General features: G+C 63.7%; 18 protein-coding genes. 3 read left to right on the top strand and 15 right to left on the bottom strand.

The window, feature by feature from the left end:
* Positions 1-2 precede the first annotated feature (2 nt).
* The 12 genes from wrbA to mltG all read right to left on the bottom strand — a co-directional run bounded on the left by wrbA (position 3) and on the right by mltG (position 8881).
* Positions 3-602 carry an NAD(P)H:quinone oxidoreductase gene (gene wrbA / locus AB2N08_RS01135; protein WP_367608788.1) on the bottom strand — a complete coding sequence of 200 codons (600 nt, stop codon included), beginning with the start codon at positions 600-602 and terminating at the stop codon, positions 3-5.
* A 147-nt stretch (positions 603-749) separates the two neighbouring features.
* The gene (gene lpxO / locus AB2N08_RS01130; RefSeq protein WP_367608787.1) at positions 750-1649 is read right to left on the bottom strand and encodes a lipid A hydroxylase LpxO; all 900 of its coding nucleotides are present in this window, start codon (positions 1647-1649) and stop codon (positions 750-752) included.
* Positions 1650-1830: 181 nt separating this feature from the next.
* Positions 1831-2058 (bottom strand): DUF6139 family protein, encoded by a 228-nt coding sequence (locus AB2N08_RS01125; protein WP_367608786.1) that lies wholly within the window; start codon positions 2056-2058, stop codon positions 1831-1833.
* A gap of 107 nt (positions 2059-2165) precedes the next feature.
* The gene (locus AB2N08_RS01120; RefSeq protein ID WP_367608785.1) at positions 2166-2366 is read right to left on the bottom strand and encodes a hypothetical protein; all 201 of its coding nucleotides are present in this window, start codon (positions 2364-2366) and stop codon (positions 2166-2168) included.
* A 320-nt stretch (positions 2367-2686) separates the two neighbouring features.
* Entirely contained in the window at positions 2687-3601 is a 915-nt protein-coding gene (locus tag AB2N08_RS01115) for a methyltransferase domain-containing protein (protein WP_367608784.1), read from the bottom strand.
* Positions 3602-3726: 125 nt separating this feature from the next.
* Positions 3727-4404, bottom strand: a complete 678-nt coding sequence (locus AB2N08_RS01110; protein ID WP_367608783.1) for an ankyrin repeat domain-containing protein — start codon at positions 4402-4404, stop codon at positions 3727-3729.
* Between the two features lie 4 nt (positions 4405-4408).
* Entirely contained in the window at positions 4409-5191 is a 783-nt protein-coding gene (locus tag AB2N08_RS01105) for a TatD family hydrolase (protein WP_367608782.1), read from the bottom strand.
* Between the two features lie 89 nt (positions 5192-5280).
* The gene (locus AB2N08_RS01100) at positions 5281-5799 is read right to left on the bottom strand and encodes a GNAT family N-acetyltransferase (protein WP_367608781.1); all 519 of its coding nucleotides are present in this window, start codon (positions 5797-5799) and stop codon (positions 5281-5283) included.
* Between the two features lie 44 nt (positions 5800-5843).
* On the bottom strand, positions 5844-6221 hold the full coding sequence (locus tag AB2N08_RS01095; RefSeq protein WP_367608780.1) for a PilZ domain-containing protein: 378 nt from the start codon (positions 6219-6221) through the stop codon (positions 5844-5846).
* A gap of 10 nt (positions 6222-6231) precedes the next feature.
* A complete protein-coding gene (locus AB2N08_RS01090; protein WP_367609430.1) occupies positions 6232-7254 on the bottom strand; it encodes a DNA polymerase III subunit delta' in 1023 nt (340 codons plus the stop codon).
* A 2-nt stretch (positions 7255-7256) separates the two neighbouring features.
* Positions 7257-7883, bottom strand: a complete 627-nt coding sequence (gene tmk / locus AB2N08_RS01085) for a dTMP kinase (RefSeq protein WP_367608779.1) — start codon at positions 7881-7883, stop codon at positions 7257-7259.
* Positions 7880-8881 (bottom strand): endolytic transglycosylase MltG, encoded by a 1002-nt coding sequence (mltG, locus tag AB2N08_RS01080; protein WP_367608778.1) that lies wholly within the window; start codon positions 8879-8881, stop codon positions 7880-7882. Before mltG ends, tmk begins: the two co-directional genes overlap by 4 nt.
* Positions 8882-8994: 113 nt before the next feature.
* On the opposite strand from mltG, the gene ygfZ reads away from it, so the two are divergent.
* The 3 genes from ygfZ to AB2N08_RS01065 are packed head-to-tail and all read left to right on the top strand — an operon-like array spanning position 8995 to position 11107.
* On the top strand, positions 8995-10062 hold the full coding sequence (gene ygfZ, locus AB2N08_RS01075; protein WP_367608777.1) for a CAF17-like 4Fe-4S cluster assembly/insertion protein YgfZ: 1068 nt from the start codon (positions 8995-8997) through the stop codon (positions 10060-10062).
* A 2-nt stretch (positions 10063-10064) separates the two neighbouring features.
* On the top strand, positions 10065-10355 hold the full coding sequence (locus AB2N08_RS01070) for a DUF4936 family protein (RefSeq protein WP_367608776.1): 291 nt from the start codon (positions 10065-10067) through the stop codon (positions 10353-10355).
* On the top strand, positions 10346-11107 hold the full coding sequence (locus AB2N08_RS01065; protein WP_367608775.1) for an NRDE family protein: 762 nt from the start codon (positions 10346-10348) through the stop codon (positions 11105-11107). Before AB2N08_RS01070 ends, AB2N08_RS01065 begins: the two co-directional genes overlap by 10 nt.
* A 161-nt stretch (positions 11108-11268) precedes the next feature.
* On the opposite strand, the gene AB2N08_RS01060 is transcribed toward AB2N08_RS01065, so the two are convergent.
* Genes AB2N08_RS01060 through AB2N08_RS01050 form a run of 3 tightly spaced genes read right to left on the bottom strand, consistent with a single transcriptional unit; the run spans position 11269 to position 13291 of the window.
* Positions 11269-12177: an SDR family oxidoreductase gene (locus tag AB2N08_RS01060; RefSeq protein ID WP_367608774.1), complete on the bottom strand. Its 909-nt coding sequence runs from the start codon at positions 12175-12177 to the stop codon at positions 11269-11271.
* 23 nt (positions 12178-12200) lie between these two features.
* Positions 12201-12983 (bottom strand): SDR family oxidoreductase, encoded by a 783-nt coding sequence (locus tag AB2N08_RS01055; protein ID WP_367608773.1) that lies wholly within the window; start codon positions 12981-12983, stop codon positions 12201-12203.
* A gap of 5 nt (positions 12984-12988) precedes the next feature.
* Positions 12989-13291: a Dabb family protein gene (locus tag AB2N08_RS01050; protein WP_367608772.1), complete on the bottom strand. Its 303-nt coding sequence runs from the start codon at positions 13289-13291 to the stop codon at positions 12989-12991.
* Positions 13292-13295 lie beyond the last annotated feature (4 nt).

Below are 13295 nucleotides of genomic sequence, written 5' to 3'. Positions count from 1 at the left end.
GCTTAGCCGAACAGCTTGTTGGCGGTCTCGGCGATCAGCTTGCCCTGGTGGCGCGCGCCGCCCAGGTCGATCTCGCTTGGCTGGCGCTGGCCCTGGCCGCCGGCAATGGTGGTCGCGCCATACGGGCTCCCGCCGGCGACTTCGTCCAGCGTCATCTGTTCCTGGTAGCTGTACGGCAGGCCGACGATGGTCATGCCGAAGTGCAGCAGATTCGTGATGATCGAGAACAGCGTGGCTTCCTGGCCGCCGTGCTGGGTGGCGGTCGAGGTGAAGGCGCCGCCCACTTTGCCGTTCAGTGCGCCGCGCGCCCACAGGCCGCCGGTCTGGTCGAGGAAGGCCGCCATCTGGCTCGGCATGCGGCCGTAGCGCGTGGGCGCGCCGATGATGATGGCGTCGTAGTCGGCCAGCTCGTCCGGCTTGGCGACGGGGGCCGCCTGCTGCAGCTTGAAGTGGCCATTCTTGGCAACGTCTTCGGGAACGGTTTCAGGGACGCGCTTCACGTCGACCGTTGCGCCGGCGCCGCGCGCGCCTTCGGCGACTGCGTTGGCCATCGTTTCGATGTGGCCATATGTCGAGTAATACAGAACCAGTACTTTTGCCATGGACTTCTCCGATGAGTGGGAACAGAAAGGCCATTGTAGCGAGATCGGCAAACTTGCCCGTTTCGCTACAATGGCCTGGTGTGTTATCCACGCACTGGCGCCGGCTGGCGTCAGCCTGAACGACCGCGCGCGCTCGTCAATGTCGCATCAGATCCAGTAGATGAAGGCGGCCAGCGCAACGACCAGCGCAATGCGCGTAATGTTGTAGACCGTCCTGTTCCATGCCTTGAGGCGGCGGCGGTACTGGCCCATGTGGAACGAGATGCGGAACAGCTTGCTGACCAGGCCGACCTGGTCGCCCGTTTCGTTGGGCGATGCGGCGGCGGTCATCAGGTTGCGGCCGAGCCAGCGATTGACGCTCTGCATCCAGCGATAGCGCATCGGGCGCTCGACGTCGCAGAACAGGATGATGCGGTCGCTTTCGCTGCCGTTGATTGCCCAATGAATATAGGTTTCGTCGAAGACGACGCCTTCGCCGTCGCGCCAGCTGTGGCGCTCACCGTCGACTTCGATGAAGCAGCGGTCATCGTTCGGCGTGGCCAGGCCGAGGTGATAACGCATCGAGCCGGCGAACGGATCACGGTGTGGGTTCAATTTGCCGCCTGGTGGCAGCTCGGCGAACATCGCGGCCTTGACCGACGGGATCGATTGCAGCAGCGCATAGGTTTGCGGGCACAGGCGTTCGGCAGACGGGTGGCTGGCGTCATACCACTTCAGGTAAAAGCGCTTCCAGCCGTTCTTGAAGAAGGAATTAAAACCGGCATCATCGTTCTGCTCGGCAGCCTTGATCTTCTTGAGCGCAAGCATGCTTTCGGCTTCGGCGCGGATGATCGGCCAGTTCTCTTGCAGGCGCGCCAATTCGGGAAACTCGCTGAGCGGCGTGAACGGCGTGTTCGGCACGCGCGAGAATTTGTGCATGAAGATATTGATCGGCGCCATGAACGACGAGTGATCGAAGATCTGGCGACGGAACGGTAGACGAACGCGTCCGCGGAAATGGATGTGCAGGATCGACAAAATATAAAAACCAACGACAACCCACTTCATACCATCCTCCGTCCTAGCCCAACGCGTGGCTGGCTTGCTTAATCGAGGACGCAGAATACCACAACGGCTATTGGGCCGTTGCAGGCGGGCCGGGTTCTCTGGGGGAGACCCCGGCGAGCCGGCGAGCATCGGAATACTGGCTTGCCGGCAATGGCGGGCCGGGCGGCCCGCCGAGATAATCCTAGTGCACCACCGACGTCATCGCATACCCTTTTTCGGCGATCTGGTCGCTCAGGTGTTCGATGTCGAAATCCGCGATCTGGTCGGCGTTGTCTTCGACCTCGTAGGCGCGGGCTTCGATTTCCCAGTCGGTGTTGGTGGCTTCCTCGGGAATATTCTTAGCTTCCGGCACTGCCAGGTAAGAGAATTTGCCGTCATGTTCGGCTCTGCGGTAGATATCCAGGCGCATATTAATTTCCTCTATTCAATGATTGCTTTCGGATGAAAGCGAGCATCTTCACAGTAGAAGATCGGGGCCGTACCGTCTGTTAATTGCCCAACACTCAGGCTAGCCCATCAGCGAGCCGGGTTATGGCCAAGCACCCGCGCCGGTAGCATGACAATGGCCTTGAGCAAACTAAATACGGCATCGACGCCAATCCCCAGCAACCTGAGCGGCAACAGCAACAGCCACACCAAAGGATACAACAGGAGCGCCAGCAACGCGATTGGCCAGCACACCATCAACAACAGCACCCACACCAGAAAACTCAGCATATTGCCTCCACATTGAACATGGAAGCACTCTAGCCGTAGCAAGCACGCTGACCCATTCAATTCCGACACACCGTCGATTTCATGTGATGAGCGGTCATCTCCCCCGATAAGCGGCCCTGAACAATTACCGCGAAGCCAAATCCAAACAAATAGGGTCAGCGTCGAATTATCGAGCAACTTATTTACTGAAGTTGTCAAACAATTCGACACTGACCCTATCTATTCAAAGCTCAATTACCCAACAATTGGGGTCAGAGTAGAATTGTTGAGCAACTGATTTACTGAAGTTGTCAAACAATTCGACTCCGACCCCAATTGGATCAGGCGAATTCGGGGATTTGTTCGGTGGCGTCGTGGGTGACAACCTCGGCTTTGATCGAGGCTTGCAGCGAGGGGATCGAGCCGCCGGCGCGGTAGGCGAACGACAGGCGCAGCAAGTCGCCGGCCTTGACCGTCACCGGGGTGTACAGCGGCAGCGTCATGTAGTGGTTCAGCCAGTCGATCGTCGTTGCGTGTTCCTGCACGATCGCCAGCACGTTTTTGGTCACGAAGCGCATCGCGTTCAGCGTGCCGGACTTTTCGACCAGGACAGAACCTTCCCAGGCGATCAGGCTGTCGACCGGTTGGCCGAAGTCGATGATGCTGTAGACGGCCGGCTGCGACAGTTCGACGGTGCCCGGCTGCACGACGCCCGTTTCCTGGAACTGGACGATCGGGGCGTAGAAGCCGTCGAAGTCGTATTCTTGCTGGAGCGGCTGGACCGCCATGATCACGGCTTCCGGCATGAACAGCGGCAGCGGGCCGCCGAATTTGGCGAGGTAGCGGCGCTTGAACGATTCGATCACTTCGACCTGCTTTTCGCGCAGCATGCCGACGTGGATCATCTCGCAGATCACGACGTCGACCGGCTCCGGCGGCAGGTAGTCGAAGGCATCGGCGTGCACGACTTCAACCTTGTGACCGTTCGGATTCATGCCCAGGAAGCGGCGCGCTTCACGCACCATGTCCGGGTTGTATTCGACGCAATAGACTTTCGACGCTTTCTGCGCCGCGAAGAACGACAGCACGCCGGTGCCGCCGCCCAGTTCCAGCACCTTGGCGCCAGGGAAGACCGAGTAGTGGATGGCGGACTTGAAGCTGTGCATCCGGTTCTGGTCCATCAGCATATTGTGATGGTAGTGGACTGGAATGAACTGCCCCAGGTAGCAGCTTTCGATTTCGCGTTCGTTCAGCATGATTATCCTCGTCGTCCTGTGGTGTGGGACCGTACGACTATTATGGATACCATTGCTTGAGCGCAATCTGCCGAGATGAGGGGGATTTTACGCCCAATTCAAACTAAGCCAATGCCCTCGCCAGATTAGCGGCCGCCGAGTAGCTCGGACAGCTTGTCGTGCCCAGCCTGCTTCGCCAGTTGCGCCGCAGTGAACCCCTCGGTGTTCTTCAGCCCCGGCTTCGCCCCCTTGGCCAGCAGCAGCCGTACCATCGCATCCTGCCCTTCTCGCGCCGCCATCATCAGCGGCGTCACGGCTCCGGTTGCGCGCGGCGACAACGCATCGACCTGCGCGCCGCGCGCGATCAGCAATTGCGCGATCTTGTCGTCGCCGCTGGCGGCCGCGTAATGCAGCGCGGTCCACCCGGCCTGATTGACCCTGGCGCCCTTGTCCAGCAGCGCGCGCGTGGTGTCGCCGTCGCGTTTGAACGCCGCCATCATCAGCGCCGTATTGCCGTTGACCGCCTTGCGTTCCAGGTCGGTGCCCGGATGCGCCAGCAAATCCTGCACGACCTCTTTCGCGCCTTCCCGGATCGCCAGCACCAGCGCCGGCTCGCCGCCCAGCGGATTGAGTTCGTTGGCGTTGACGACCGTGCCGACCATCTTGCGCACCGTGCTCGCGTCATCCATCTGCACGGCGCGGAAGAACGACGACACCTGCTTTTCGGTTGGCGGCTGGGCCGCGCCGGCATGACAGCACGCCGCAGCCAGCAGGCCGGCAAGGCCACCAACGCACAGGCGTGTCATCGAACGGGAAATCGGCATGGCGTCAGCTCCTGGCTGTCTGGAACAGATTGAAAAAATTCTCGCTCGTCTGCGCCGCCACATCGCGCAGCGACACGCCCTTGAGCGTGGCGATGTACTCGGCCACGTGCGCCACATATCCCGGCTCGTTCATGCGCCCGCGAAACGGCACCGGCGCCAGATACGGCGAATCGGTCTCGATCAGCATGCGCTCGAGCGGCACGGCCAGCGCAACCGCCTGCAAATCCTTGGCGCTCTTGAAGGTGACGATACCGGAGAACGAAATATAAAAGCCCTGTTCCATCGCGGCCTGCGCGACGTCCAGCGACTCGGTGAAGCAATGCATCACGCCCGCCACGCCACCGGCTTCGGTGCCGGCGCCCTCTTCCTTCATCAGGCGGATCGTGTCTTCGCTGGCCGCACGCGTGTGGATGATCAACGGTTTGCGGGTCTCGCGCGACGCCCGGATGTGCACCCGAAAACGCTCGCGCTGCCATTCGAGATCGCCCTTGAGACGGTAATAGTCCAGGCCCGTCTCGCCGATGGCGACGATCTTCGGATGGTCGGCCAGCTCGACCAGCTGCTGCACGGTCGGTTCAGGCGTGTCTTCGTAATCGGGATGGACGCCGACCGATGCGAAGATATGCGGATACTGCTCGGCCAGCGCGAGCACTTGCGGAAAGTCCGGCAGGTCGACCGATACGCACAAGGCATGCGTGACCTGGTTCTCGGCCATCTTGGCCAGCACCTCGGGCATGCGGGCGGCCAGTTCCGGGAAATTGATATGGCAGTGGGAATCGATAAACATCCCGCCATTGTACGCGAGGCGCCAGGCCGCAGCACGGGCGCCCCGGCGCTTCAGGCCATGCGCCTGGGCGACGCGCTTGCGCGATGCGCCTAGGCGACGCGCTTGCCCAGGATGATCAGGTCGCGCTCGATGCCATCGAGGTTCGCCACGCGCGGGAAGTTGGCCCAGGTCTCGAAGCCGAACTTGCCGAACAGCGCCAGGCTTGGCGCATTGTGGCCGAAGATGAAGCCCAGCAGAGTATGAACCTTGACTTCGGGCGCGAACGCGATCGCCAGTTCAAGGCAGTAGCGCCCCAGGCCACGGCCACGCGCCGCCTCGGCAATATAGATCGACACCTCCGCCGTGCCCGAATACGCCGGCCGGCCATAGAAGTTCGAGTACGACAACCAGCCGATCACCGCCGGGTTCTCGCTCGTATCGGCCGCTTCGTGGATCACCCACAGCGGGCGCCGGTCGGGCGTGTGCTCATTGAACCAGGCTTCGCGCGACTGCACCGACACCGGTTCGGTATCGGCCGTCACGTCGCGCGAGGCGATCGTGGAATTATAGATATCGACGATGACCGGCAGGTCGTCGCGTCGGGCCAGGCGATGGACGTAGGAAGGCATGCAGCAGATTGAATTGGGTTACAGGGAGGATTACAACACGGGTATCAAAGCGTATGCGTCGCGCGCGACGAGCGCAGCGCGGCGCCGAGGATTTCTTCGATGCGCTGGCGCGCGCGCTGGCCCGATTCGTCGGCCGGGAAATGCACGCCGATGCCTTGCGCCTTGTTGTTGTTGGCGCCGGTCGGCGTGATCCAGGCGACGGTGCCGGCGATCGGGTATTTGTTCGGGTCGTCCATCAGCGCCAGGATCAGGTAGATCTCGTCACCGATGTGATACGGCTTGCTGGTCGGGACGAACATGCCGCCGTTGCGCAAAAATGGCATGTAGGCCGCGTACAACGCCGCTTTCTCCTTGATCGCCAATGACAGCACGGATGGCCGCGGGGCCTGGGCTGCGTTTGCATCGGGCGGATTGGCGCTCATCGTGGTCCTCTCATGTACAGCAGGTAGTGTACTCAAGCAACATGTCCTCGACAAATAATTTTGCCGACAGCGGATGATCTGCCACGGCGCGCCGCTCGTTCATGGCCTTGATCGCACGCAGCAGGTTGCCTGTCTGCGCCCGGCCCGCCAGCGCCGCCAGGTCTTTCTGGTAGCGCGGATAGTACCGGATATTGCCCGACAATTTATACGAAAACACATCGTACAGCCAGCGCTGGGTCCAGGCGACCAGTGCCGGCAGCTCGGCCTTGGCCAGCTTGTCGGCCGCGCGCAGCGCTGCATCGGGCGCCGGCCGCGCCAGGAAGTTCAGCAGCACGTCGAGTTCTTCGCGGCTGCCGTGCGCCGATTCAGCCAGTGCCGCCAGTGGGGCGCCGCCCTGCTCGCGCAGCCAGCTGTCGGCGTCCGGCACGCTTTGCGCCTTGAGCCAGGCCAGCGCGTCGTCATGCGATGGCATCGGCAGCGCGAACTTGCGGCAGCGCGACAGGATCGTCGGCAGCAGCCGGTCCAGGCTGTTCGACGACAGCAAGAACACCGTGCCAGGCGGCGGTTCCTCGAGCGTCTTGAGCAGTGCGTTCGAGGCCGGCGTGTTCAAGGCCTCGGCCGGATACAGCACGACCACCCGCAATCCCTGGCGGTGGGTCGAGATATTCATGAAGTCGGCCAATGCCCGGATCTGCTCGATCTTGATCTCTTTCGACGGCGCCTTGGTCGACTTCGATTTACGCTCGCCGTCGCCCTCGCCCTCGCCATCGCCCGCGCCCGGCTCGTCTTCGAGCGCTTCGGGCCGCACGCGGCGGTAATCGGGATGGTTGTGCTGGGCGAACCAGCCGCACGATGCGCAGGCGCCGCACGCGTGGCCATCGGGCCGCGCGTTCTCGCACAGCAGCGACTGGGCAAACGCCTCGATGAAGTCGGCCTTGCCGGTGCCGGCAGGGCCATGGAACAGGATCGCGTGCGGCAGGCGCGCGCGCAGCGCTTGCAGTTGCGTCCAGGCGGCGCCCTGCCATGGGTACATCGTCACAGCAGCCGCTCCAGTACATTGGTCAATTCGGCCTGGATGTCGACGATGCTGCGCGTCGAATCCACAATCGCGAAGCGCTGCGGGAACTGCGCCGCGCGGCGCAGATATTCGGCGCGGCACCTGGCAAAGAAATCGGCCTGCTCACGCTCGAATTTGTCGAGCGTGCGCGAGGCGTCCAGCCGTTCGCGTGCAACCTCCAGTGGCACGTCGAACAGCAGCGTCAGGTCGGGCTGCAACGCTGGATGCACCCACGCCTCGAGCGCTTCCATCTTGTCGCGCTCCAGGCCCCGGCCACCGCTCTGGTAAGCAAAACTGGCATCGGTAAACCGGTCCGACAGCACCCAGTGGCCTTGCGCCAGGTTCGGCGCGATCACCTGGGCGATGTGCTCGCGGCGGCTGGCGAACATCAACAGCGCCTCGGTCTCAAGATGCATTTTCTCGTGCAGCAGCACGTCGCGCAGCTTTTCGCCCAGCGCCGTGCCGCCCGGCTCGCGCGAGGCCACGACGGTCTTGCCCCGCGTGGCGAGGAAATCGGTGACGAAACCGATATGGGTCGATTTTCCGGCGCCGTCGATGCCTTCGAAGGTGATGAATTTGCCCTGCATGAAACGACCTTCTGTCATTGAGTGGTGATCCCGCGCTGGTAGCGATTCACGGCGCGGTTATGGTCCGGCAGATTATTGGAGAACTGGCTGGTGCCGTCGCCGCGCGAGACGAAATACAGCGCCGGCGTCTCGGCCGGCTCGAGCGCCGCGTGCAGCGACTGCAGGCCCGGCAGCGAAATCGGCGTCGGCGGCAAGCCGCCGCGCGTGTAGGTATTGTACGGCGTGTCGGTCAGCAGGTCCTTCTTGCCGATCTTGCCGACGAATGCATCGCCCATGCCGTAGATGACCGTCGGATCGGTCTGCAGCAGCATGCCGGTGCGCAGGCGGTTGACGAACACGCCGGCGATCATCGTGCGCTCGCTCTTTTGCCCCGTCTCTTTCTCGACGATCGAGGCCATGATCAGCGCTTCGTACGGCGTCTTGTATGGCAGTTCCTTGTTGCGCTTTTCCCAGGCGGCGTTCAGGTGCTCGAGCATCGCCTGGTGCGCGCGGCGGTAGATCTCGATCTCGGACGAGCCCTTCGCGAACAGATACGTGTCGGGGAAGAACAGGCCTTCCGGATCTTTGTACTCGGTCGAGATCTTCGCCATCAGTTCGGCGTCGGTCAGCTTGACGGTATCGTGTTTCAGGCGCGTGTGGCTGCTGATCGCCTGGCGCATCTGCCTGAAGCTCCAGCCTTCGATGATCGTCACGGCCTCTTGCGCGAATTCGCCGCGCACCAGTTGGGTCAGCAGGCTGCGCGGCGTCGCGCCGGGTTTGAGCTCATAACTGCCGGCCTTGATGCGGCCGGCGTCGCCAGTCAGGCGCGCCAGCAGCGCGAACAGCGCCGGGTTGACGGGCACGCCGGCAGCAGCCATCTGCTGCGCGCTCGCGGCCACGCCGCTGCCGGGGTTGATGGTGAATTCAATCGGTGTGGCGGGAACGGGCAGCGCCTGCTTGGTCCACCAGGCGAAGCCGCTGGCGGCGGCAACCGAAACGATGACGCCGGTAACGAGTAATTTTTTTATCAGTGCCATGGGTTTGCGCGGGTCGCTGTGCGAAATGGACCGCGCCCGGCGCGATTTTCCACACAACTCTATAATGAGGCCGTAATGATAAAGCCTAATTGCCTAAATATAAGCGGATTTTCATGACTAACCAGACAGACATCCCGAACGCGCCGTTGCCAGTGCCTGCCCCCGGCCGTATTGACGAAGCTGCGCAGGCCGTAGAGACCGGCCCGCAGCTGACGATCGACGATGTCGCTGCCGGCTTCGTCGCGACCGTGCGCGACCAGGGCCTCATCGCGGTGAGCGGTGACGACGCCGCCAAGTTCCTGCACACGCAACTGACCAACGACGTCGAACACCTGACGCCCGGCGACGTGCGCTTCGCCGGCTTTTGCACGCCGAAGGGCCGCCTGCAGGCGAGCTTCCTGATGTGGCGCGACCTTGACGCCGTCTACCTGCAACTGCCGCGCACGATCCAGGCGCCGCTGCAAAAACGGCTGTCGATGTTTGTCATGCGGTCCAAAGCCAGGCTGGTCGACGCGACCGATGCGGCGCCGTTCGCCACGGTGCTGGGCCTCGGCGGCGCCAAGGCGCAAGCCGCGCTGGGCCAGATCGTGCCGACGCTCCCGACCACGCCAATGACCAAAACCGATGGCGCGTTCGGCACCGTGCTGCGCCTGAACGATGCGTTTGGCGCGCCGCGCTATCTGTGGCTCACGTCGCCTGACACCGCGAACGCCGTGCTGGCTGCGCTGGGTACCCAGCTGGCCGTCGGCGGCGACCAGGCCTGGCAGCTGGCGTCGATCCATGCGGCCGAGCCGCAGGTGGGCCCCGCCACGCAAGAACAGTTCGTGCCGCAAATGATCAATCTCGAGCTGCTCGGCGGCGTCAATTTCAAGAAAGGCTGCTATCCGGGCCAGGAAATCGTCGCGCGCACCAAGTACCTTGGCAAGATCAAACGCCGCGCGGCGCTCGCGCGGATCGACGACGCCAATGCGCGGTCCGGCGACGAAGTGTTCTCGACGCTCGACCCGAGCCAGCCGTGCGGCATGGTCGTGAACGTTGCGCCCAACGGGATTGGCGGCGCGGATGCGCTGGTCGAAATCAAGCTGGCCCAGTTGAACGACGCCGTGCATCTTGGCTCGGCCAGCGGCGCACGCGTGACGTTCCTGCCGATGCCGTACAGCCTCGACGCGCTCGACGACTGATCATGGTCGACCTGTACGTCTACTACAAGGTGCGCGACGCCGACACCGCGCAACTGGCCCCGCTGGTGCGCGCGATGCAGGCGCAACTGGCGGCCAGCGAAGGCGTGAGCGTGCAGCTCAAGCGCCGTCCCGGCAATGCCGACGGGCTGCAGACCTGGATGGAAGTCTATCCGGCCGTGCCGGCAGGTTTTGACGCCGCGCTGGCCCGCGCCGTGCTGGATGCGGGCCTCGAACCCCTTCTTGCCGGCCCCCGCCGCGCCGAAGTATTTACGGACCTGCCGCCATGTGCCTGATCGTCTTCGCATGGCACGTCGTTCCCGGCGTGCCCGTCATCGCCGCGGCCAACCGCGACGAATTCTATGACCGCCCCGCCCTGCCCGCGGCGCCGTGGCCCGAGCAGCCGCACGTGATCGCCGGGCGCGATCTGCGTGGCGGCGGCAGCTGGATGGGCGTGTCGCTCACGGGCGCCAACGGCCCGCGCTTTGCGGCCCTGACCAATATCCGCAGTCCGAGCGAGCGCCAGCTCGATGCGCCGTCGCGCGGCGCGCTGGTGGCCGACTTCCTGGCCGGCGACATCGATGCGGCCGACTACATCGCGGCGCTGGCGGCGCAGCCGGACCGGTACAACGGCTACAACCTGGTGCTGGGCGATGGCGAGGCGCTGTACTGGTATTCGAATCGCGGGCAGCAAGACCCGCGCAACGGCCAGCCGCTCGAGCGCGGGCGGATCTACGGCATTTCGAATGGCTTGCTCGACGCGCCGTGGCCGAAGGTGCTGCGTACAAAAGCGCAGTTCGCGAGCCTGCTGTGCCAGGGCGCGCCGGAAGATGCGTACTTTGAAATGCTGGCCGATACGACGCGCGCGCCGGACCTGCGCTTGCCGGAAACCGGCGTGCCGCTCGAGGTGGAGCGGATGCTGTCGTCGGTGTGCATCGAGTCGGCGGAATACGGCACGCGCACGTCGACGGTGGTCAAGCTGTATCGGAATGCGGCGCCGGAACTGCACGAGCGGGTGGTGGTGCCTGGGGAGCAGTTCGTGGTCTAAGGTTGTTTTGTGGGTGCGCTCAAGACTTGGGTTCCCGCCTCCGCGGGAACGACGGTTTTCAGGCTGGGGATTAAAGCTGACGTCCCGTGAATCGACAACCTTCGCACGTCGTTCCCGCAGAGGCGGGAACCCAAGCTTGCCAGCAGGCCCGCAGCATAGAATCAATGCCGCCCCTTCAACCCCACCTTCAGAATATCCCTCAAATGCGGCGTCGCCGCATACGGGTCCGGCGGCTGCCTGCCATGCACCAGTGCGTCGGCATGGTCGGCCACCGCCTTCAATGCCTGCGGATGCGAGAACACGTAGAACCGCTCGGCGCGAATGGCATCGAACGTCAACTGCGCCACCTGGGCCGCCGACACCTTGCCCGAGCCGACCGCTTTCTCGGTCAGCGCCTGCGCCGCCATCTGGCTCGCCGTCATGATCTCGTCGGTGCGCAATTCGTCCGGCCGGTGCTTGTGCGAGTGCGCGATCTGGGTCGGGATGAAGTACGGGCACAGCACCGACGTGCCGATCGGCGCGTCGACCAGCTTGAGGTCGTGATACAGCGTTTCGGTCAACGCCACCACCGCATGCTTGGACACATTGTACAGCCCCAGCGCGGGCGAATTGATCAGCCCTGCCATCGACGCCGTGTTCACGACATACCCGCGGTACGCCGGGTCCTTCGCCGCGCATTCGAGCATCACGGGGATGAACGCGCGCACGCCGTTGACCACGCCGTACAGGTTCACGCCCAGCACCCATTCCCAGTCTTCTTCCGAGTTTTCCCAGATCAGGCCACCGGCGCCCACGCCTGCATTGTTGAACACCAGGTGCACGGCGCCGAAGCGCGCCATCGCCGAATCGGCCAACTCCTGCACGTGCGCGCTTTTTCTCACGTCGCACACCATCGCGATCACTTCGGCGCCGCCGTCCATCAATTCTTCGGCCGCTTTCTCGAGCGCCTTGCGCTGCACGTCGCCCAGCACCAGTTTCATGCCCAGGCTGGCCGCCAGCGTGGCGAATTCGCGCCCCATGCCGCTGGCCGCGCCGGTAATGACCGCGACCTTGCCCTGAAAATCATCCATTGTCATGTCCTTTCAGTGGGCGTTCAGACAGCGGTCACGCCACCGTCGACCGCCAGTATTTGTCCGGTAATGTGCTTGCCGGCGTCGGAGGCGAACAGCACCACCGCACCCTTCAGGTCCTCGTCGTCGCCCAGGCGCCGCAACGGTGCAGCGGCAGCCAGGCCTTCGGCACCGTAGGTTGCCAGCACGCCGCGCGTCATCTTCGATGGGAAGAACCCCGGCGCGATCGCATTGACCGTGATGCCGTGGCGGCCCCATTCGCCGGCCAGCGTGCGCGTGAAATTGACCACCGCGCCCTTGGACGTGTTGTAGGCGATCGTCTGCATCGCATCGGGCGGATTGCCGGCCAGGCCCGCGATCGACGCGATATTGACGATGCGCCCGTAGCGGCGCGGGATCATCGACAGCTTGCCCACGGCTTGCGAAACCAGGAACACCGAGCGCACGTTCAGGTTCATCACCTTGTCCCAGGCCTCGAGCGGATAATCCTCGGCGGGCGCGCCCCAGGTGGCGCCGGCGTTATTGATCAGGATATCGATGTGACCCAGGCGCGCGATCGCCGTCTCGACCAGGCTGTTTGCCTGCACGGGGTCGGACAGGTCGCCGGCAAAGCAGGTGGCCTCGATCCCGAGTGCATGCAATTGCGCCACGGTGGCGTCGAGTTCATCCTGCTTGCGCGAGGCGATCACGAGGCGCGCACCCTGCTCGCCCAGCGCCTGCGCCATCTGCAGACCGAGCCCGCGCGAGCCGCCGGTGACGATGGCGGTCTTGCCTTCGAGGGAAAACAGTTCGCGCGTCGTGCGCATGGCAGTCAGACCTCGTAGTCCATGCACTGCCGGCCCTCGCGGATCGCCCCGATGAACGGGACGACGGCCTGATGCACCGGATGCTGCACGTAGGCTGCCAGGGCAGCGCGGTCGGTGAACTCCGAATACAGCACCACGTCGTAGGTCGCTTCGAGCCCTGGCTGGGCCAGGGTGACTTCGAAGGTGATGATGCCGGGAACGATCGCCGCGCATTCGTCGAGCCGGCGTTTCATTTCGCCGGCATTGGTGGCGCGGTTCGCGCCTTCGGCCTGTTCCTTCAGTTTCCACATGACGATGTGCTTGATCATTCGG

The sequence above is a fragment of the Massilia aurea genome (assembly GCF_040790145.1).
Classification (GTDB): domain Bacteria; phylum Pseudomonadota; class Gammaproteobacteria; order Burkholderiales; family Burkholderiaceae_D; genus Telluria; species Telluria aurea_C.
This window is presented reverse-complemented; position numbering and strand designations above follow the sequence as displayed.